At 37.6% G+C, this 6,277-nt stretch carries 2 protein-coding genes; both read left to right on the top strand.

Annotated elements, in window-relative coordinates; all coding sequences use genetic code 11:
• The first annotated feature begins 477 nt into the window (after window positions 1-477).
• Window positions 478-4,014 (top strand): ATP-binding protein, encoded by a 3,537-nt coding sequence (locus tag GNE10_RS30760; RefSeq protein WP_185569630.1) that lies wholly within the window; start codon window positions 478-480, stop codon window positions 4,012-4,014.
• Window positions 4,011-5,846, top strand: a complete 1,836-nt coding sequence (locus GNE10_RS30755) for a GGDEF domain-containing response regulator (RefSeq protein ID WP_185569628.1) — start codon at window positions 4,011-4,013, stop codon at window positions 5,844-5,846. Before GNE10_RS30760 ends, GNE10_RS30755 begins: the two co-directional genes overlap by 4 nt.
• The last annotated feature ends 431 nt before the right edge of the window (window positions 5,847-6,277 follow it).

The raw sequence follows: 6,277 nt of genomic DNA, 5'->3' as shown, positions 1-6,277 counted from the left end.
AAAATATAGAGTAAACTTTTTTTGATTTTTTTTATTTTTGGTATGTATTCATATCACAATTTAAAAATTGTTGTACTTCAGATCTGGATTTTTGTATAAACCTCAAGGTTTTAACCCCAGAAAACCAACACATCAGCAATTCAAAATTAAATATAGGGTTCGGTGCTAATGGCAACCTGAATTTCAGAATGGCATACTGTAGCTGTTCGGTTCAATTTCTGTTGGGGAAAATCTATTGATAGATTGCTAGATGAAATCGAGCAAATTCAGGTATAACCATCAAGTCTGAAAATTGAGATATTGGAGGAACTCAGTCAGTCAAACAAGTATATTCAATAAAATTTAGTGTTTTTTTATACTTTAAAGCCTAAAATATGTCATAAGCTGAACTATGGTATACCGTAGTTATCCTGTTATTAAATGTAGCTTATATGGCAAAAATGACCCTAGTAACCCCTGGGGAAGAATCAAAAAACAATGTTATCTAAACTTCAACCCGTCAAATCTCTCAATTGCTTAGTGAGCAAAGTCTATGCCAAGATGCCCCTGAGGTATATTCTGATTGTCCCGTTTATATTGCAAATTTGTGCAGCAGTGGGACTAGTGGGGTATCTTTCCTATGAAAACGGACAAAAAGCGGTAAAAGAACTTGCTGCCCAATTGGAAACCGAAATTTGCGATCGCATTGAACAGCATCTTGATAGCTATTTAACAACTCCAAAACAAATCAATCAAATTAATTTAAATGCAATTGAACTAAATTTAGTCAAACTTTCTGACTTTCAATCCACTGGAAAATACTTTTGGAAGCAAATGCAGGTTTTTAACATTGGCTACAACAACTTTGCCAATTCCAAAGGTGAATTTATTGGTATTGAGCGTTTAGATAATGGCAGCTTATTAATTAATGAAGTTACCCAAAAACAAGGTATAGGTAAACTTTATGTTTACACTACAGATAACCAAGGAAATCGCCAGCATGTGCAGGAAATCAAAAATTACGATCCTCGCGAAGAAGCGTGGTATGCAGATGCAGTCAAAGCTGGCAAACCAATTTGGAGTCAAATTTATCAATGGGAAGATAAACCAGAAATTTTGTCTATATCTTCCAGCTATCCTGTTTACGATAGAAATCGTCAACTGATAGGAGTAATTGGTGTTGATTTGCTCTTGTCGCAAATCAGCAATTTTTTATCCCAATTAAAGACCAGACAATCGGGTAAAACATTTATATTAGAGCGATCGGGATTAATCGTGGCTGCTTCTAGTCAACCACCATATAGTATAGTCAATGGTAAACCAAAGCGAGTATTGGGATTAGATAGTCAAGATTCTGTAATTGGAATCACAACACAATATTTAATCAAAAAATTTGGAAATTTGAACTTAATTGCTGGGAAAAAACAGCTAACTTTTACTGTCGATGGTATAGATTATTTTGTGCAAGTAAAAAATTGGCAAGACGATTTTGGTTTGGATTGGCTAATTGTAGCTGTAATTCCTGAAGGGGAATTTATGGAGCAAATAAACGCCAATACTCGTACCACGATTGTGCTATCTATAATTGCTTTTTTAGTAGCTATAGAAGTTGGCATTTTTACTGCTCGCTGGATAATTAAGCCGATTCTAGAATTAAACATATCAGCTAAGAAAATTGCAAAAGGGGAATGGCAGCAAACACCAAAAATTAATCGCTCTGATGAGTTAGGGGAACTGGCCAAATCATTTGAAACTATGGCCAAGCAGCTGGAAGCGTCCTTTAGTATTTTGGAAGCCAAGAATGCCGAGATGCAAATTTTAAATGAAGCGCTATCTGAAAGTCAAAGTCAGTTGACTCAATTTTTAGAAGCTATGCCAGTGGGTGTTTTTATTGTAGATGCTCAAGGTAACCCTTATTATACAAATGAAATCGGTCAAGAAATTTTAGGTCAAGGGGCAGTAGCAGAAGTTCTCCCCGAAAAATTATCAGAGGTATATCAAGCTTATCTTGCTGGTAAAAATCAACTTTATCCTAGCGATCGCTTACCGATTATTAGAGCATTACAAGGCGAAAGCACCAGGATTGATGATATGGAAATTCGTTATGATGAAAAGATTATTCCCATTGAAGTTTTAGGCAAACCAATTTATGATGAATCAGGGAATTTGGCTTTTGCGATCGCTACATTTTTTGAGATTGCTGAACGCAAACAAGCAGAAAAATTATTAGCAGAATACAATCTTATTCTAGAGGCTCAAGTCAAAAAACGTACTGATGAATTTCAGCAAGTTATTGAGCAATTGCAAATCACCCAAGAAGAATTGATTGAATCACAAAAAATCGCGGCACAGGAGAAACAAGCAGCCGTCCGCGAAGCCGCGCGCAGCGCCGCAGCCAACCTCGCCAAAAGCGAATTTCTTGCTAACATGAGCCACGAACTGCGTACTCCACTCAACGCTATTCTTGGTTTTACCCAAGTCATGAGTTTAGATTATTCATTATCTAGCGAACATCAAGAAAACTTAGCAATTATCAATCGTGCTGGCGAACATCTATTGAATTTAATTAACGACATTCTTGAAATGTCCAAAATTGAAGCTGGTAGAATCAGATTAAATCTCAGCAGCTTTGATTTAATTTATTTGTTGAAGAACTTAGAAGAAATACTGCACTTACGTGCTGCATCAAAAAACTTAGAATTAGTATTTGAATATGCACCAAACCTGCCTAAATACGTAGAAACAGACGAAAATAAACTGTATCAAGTATTGCTAAATTTGTTAGGAAACGCCATCAAATTTACTGAAATGGGCAAAGTGACCCTGCGGGTAAAATTGGGCACTGGAGTGTGGGGACAAGGAGACAAAGAAGATAAGCAATACCAAATGGCCGTGGTTGCTCCGCACTGCCTCACCAATGCCCAATCCTTAATTTTCGAGGTGGAAGACACTGGTTGCGGTATTGCCCCAGAAGAAATTGATTTGCTGTTTGAGGCTTTTGAGCAAACCGAAATCGGGAGAAAATCTCAACAAGGTACAGGATTAGGCTTGGCAATTAGCCGCAAATACGTAGAATTGATGGGTGGAGACATTACTGTCAGCAGCACTCCTGGTGTTGGTAGTATATTTACTTTTGAGGTTCAAATTGCTCTGGCTTGTCCTAGAGAAATGCCGACAAACCAAAATAAATATCCAGTTTTGGCTTTAGCTCCTGCTGAAGAAGCATACCGTATTTTAGTGGTTGACGACTCCAAAGAAAGCCGTTTGTTATTAGTTAAAATTCTTACATCTATGGGCTTTGAAGTTAAGGAAGCTACAAATGGTAGAGAAGCAATTGTTAGTTGGGAATCTTGGCAACCGCACTTGATTTTTATGGATATGCGAATGCCTGTTATGGACGGTTATGAAGCCACAAGAATTATTAAATCTCAAGAATTGGAGCATAGGGAATGGGGCAACGGACATAAAGAATTGGCTGTATCAAATGAAATGAATTTCCCCAGTCCAACACTAGTTGCTAGTCACTTGAGTGGAAGTCAGTCTTATGCAACAGCAAATTCCTTAGCTCCCCGGTGCGATTTCCCTGAAACAGTCCAAGGCTGTTCCCCTAAACAGACTATTATTATTGCTTTGACTGCTAGCGCCTTTGAAGAAGAACGCCAAAAAACTCTGTCCATTGGGTGTGATGATTTTATTCGCAAGCCATTCACCCAGGAAGTATTATTAGAAAAACTGAGCGAACATTTGGGCGTAAAATATACCAGCCAAATACAAATCACAAACACATCGGTTGTGGAGCAACCCACACAAATGTTTACTAGTGTTGCTGAACTCCTAAGCCATTTGTCACAAATGCCCCCTGAGTGGCTGCAACAGATACACTATGCCGCAGCTAGCTGTAGCGATGACCTGATTTTACAGTTACTCAAGGAAATTCCATCAGATAAGAGTCAAATTTTCCAAGTTTTCAGGGATTTAGCAAATAACTATCAGTTTGAGAAAATCATGGAATTGACTAGAACAAACCTAGAATGAATTACGAGCATTTAGACCCTTATAAAAAAGATATTTTGATCGTTGACGATATGCCAGATAACCTGCGGGTTTTATCTTCAATATTGACAAGGGAAGGGTATAACGTTCGTAAAGCCTTGAACTGGCAAATGGCACTTACAGCAACTCAAACAGTATTACCCGATCTTATTCTGCTTGATATTATGATGCCAGAAGTAGATGGCTATGAAATTTGTCAAACCTTTAAAGCTTGGGAGCTAACAGCCGATATTCCAGTCATTTTTATTAGTGCTTTGGATGATGTGTTTGACAAAGTGAAAGCCTTTCGCGTAGGTGGGGTGGACTACATCACCAAGCCTTTTGAGTTTCAAGAAGTGTTAGTGCGGGTACAAAATCAACTGGCTTTAAGAGCAGCGCGATTAGAAATCTTGAAACTCAATATGGAACTGGAACATCGAGTCAAACAACGGACTTGGGAGTTAGAAAATGCTCTGCAAAAACTCCACGAGGAAATCATTTCGCGGCAAAAATTACAAAGTCAAATTCTAGATATAGCACTGCATGATTCCTTGACTGGATTACCAAACCGAGTTTTGTTTATCAGACAACTCAAAAATGCTCTCAATCGTGCTAAACAAGAACCTAATTATAAATTTGCAGTCCTGTTTTTAGACTGCGATCGCTTTAAAGTAATTAATGATTCCCTTGGGCATTTAGTAGGAGATGAATTACTCATCGCCATCGCCCGCCGCTTGCAAACATGCTTGATACCCATTGATACCCTGGCACGATTAGGCGGCGATGAATTTGGTATTCTCCTGGAAAATATTACAGATATTAATATTGCCATTCAAGTTGCAGAACGCATTCTTCAACAACTATCACTGGCTTTTAAACTGTCGAGATATGAAGTATTTATGAATGCCAGCATTGGTATTAGTTGGGGAAATAAAGATTACGATCGCCCAGAATATTTGCTGCGAGATGCTGATACTGCTATGTATCGTGCCAAAGCTCAAGGAAGGGCAAAATATCACGTTTTTGACCCAGCAATGCATCAAGAAGCAATTCAACTTTTAGAATTAGAAAATGATTTGCGGAGGGCTGTTGAAAGGCAAGAATTCGTAGTTTATTATCAACCAATAGTTTCTCTAAATACAGGCAGAATTTCCGGATTTGAAGCCTTGGTACGCTGGCGACATCCGAGTCGTGGTTTAGTTTCTCCCATAGAATTTATTCCTGTGGCCGAAGAAACAGGTTTAATTAGTGCCATCAATACATGGGTATTACAATCAGCTTGCCATCAACTAAGTATCTGGCAACATCATCCAATCACACCAGAACCTTTAAGCATTAGTGTAAATTTAAGCGCGAGATTATTTTCACAGCCCAACTTGGTAGATCAAATTGACCGCATAATTTATGAAAATCAAATAAATCCAGAACACTTACAATTAGAAATTACAGAAAGTGTAATCATGGAAAATACTAATGCAATTAAAATAATTCTTGAACAATTAAGGCAACGTAAAATTAAATTAGTGATGGATGATTTTGGTACGGGATATTCTTCTTTAAGTTATCTGCATAGCTTTCCTTTAAATGCATTAAAAATTGACAAATCTTTTGTGAAACGAATGCAGGAAAACGAAGAAAATATGGGACTAGTACCAGCAATGATTGGTATTGCCAACTCAATGGGAATGAGTGCCATCGCTGAAGGCGTTGAAACACAAGAACAGTTAGTCCAACTGAGAAATTTAAACTGTGATTTTGCTCAAGGATATCTGTTCTCTAAACCGATAGAAGAACAGTTGGTTCTGAAGCTACTTGCTACAGCACCCCAATGGTAGCAACCAAATAGCGCCTGACAAAAACTTTATAATTAACCCTTGATTAGCTGACGTGGAGGTGCTATTCACTAGATTGTATAGAAATTTTCCCACCGCAAAGCTCCTCACTAGCCAATACTTTTTATCATCTGTAAAATTCTCCAAGCACTGTGGGAGTTAAACTATAAATATATTATTTATTTTGGCGAAATCGACCAAAATTTGCAGGATGATTTCAAATCTGTATTTACTATAGGAATCCGCTTTGATTCCTGAAATTATTTGCGTGGTGCGCGTTCGCGCAGCGCAAGCGCGATAGGTAGGGAATAGAGAATCAATTTTTTCGATGTGAGGGCGAATTTTTTCACCAAATCAAATATGATTCCTAAAAACTAATGGCAAATCACAATAATTGAATAACTTGGATAAATTTTCATGAATCAATATAATAA

The organism is Nostoc sp. 2RC, assembly GCF_014222165.1.
GTDB classification, from domain to species: domain Bacteria; phylum Cyanobacteriota; class Cyanobacteriia; order Cyanobacteriales; family Nostocaceae; genus Nostoc; species Nostoc linckia.
This window is presented reverse-complemented; position numbering and strand designations above follow the sequence as displayed.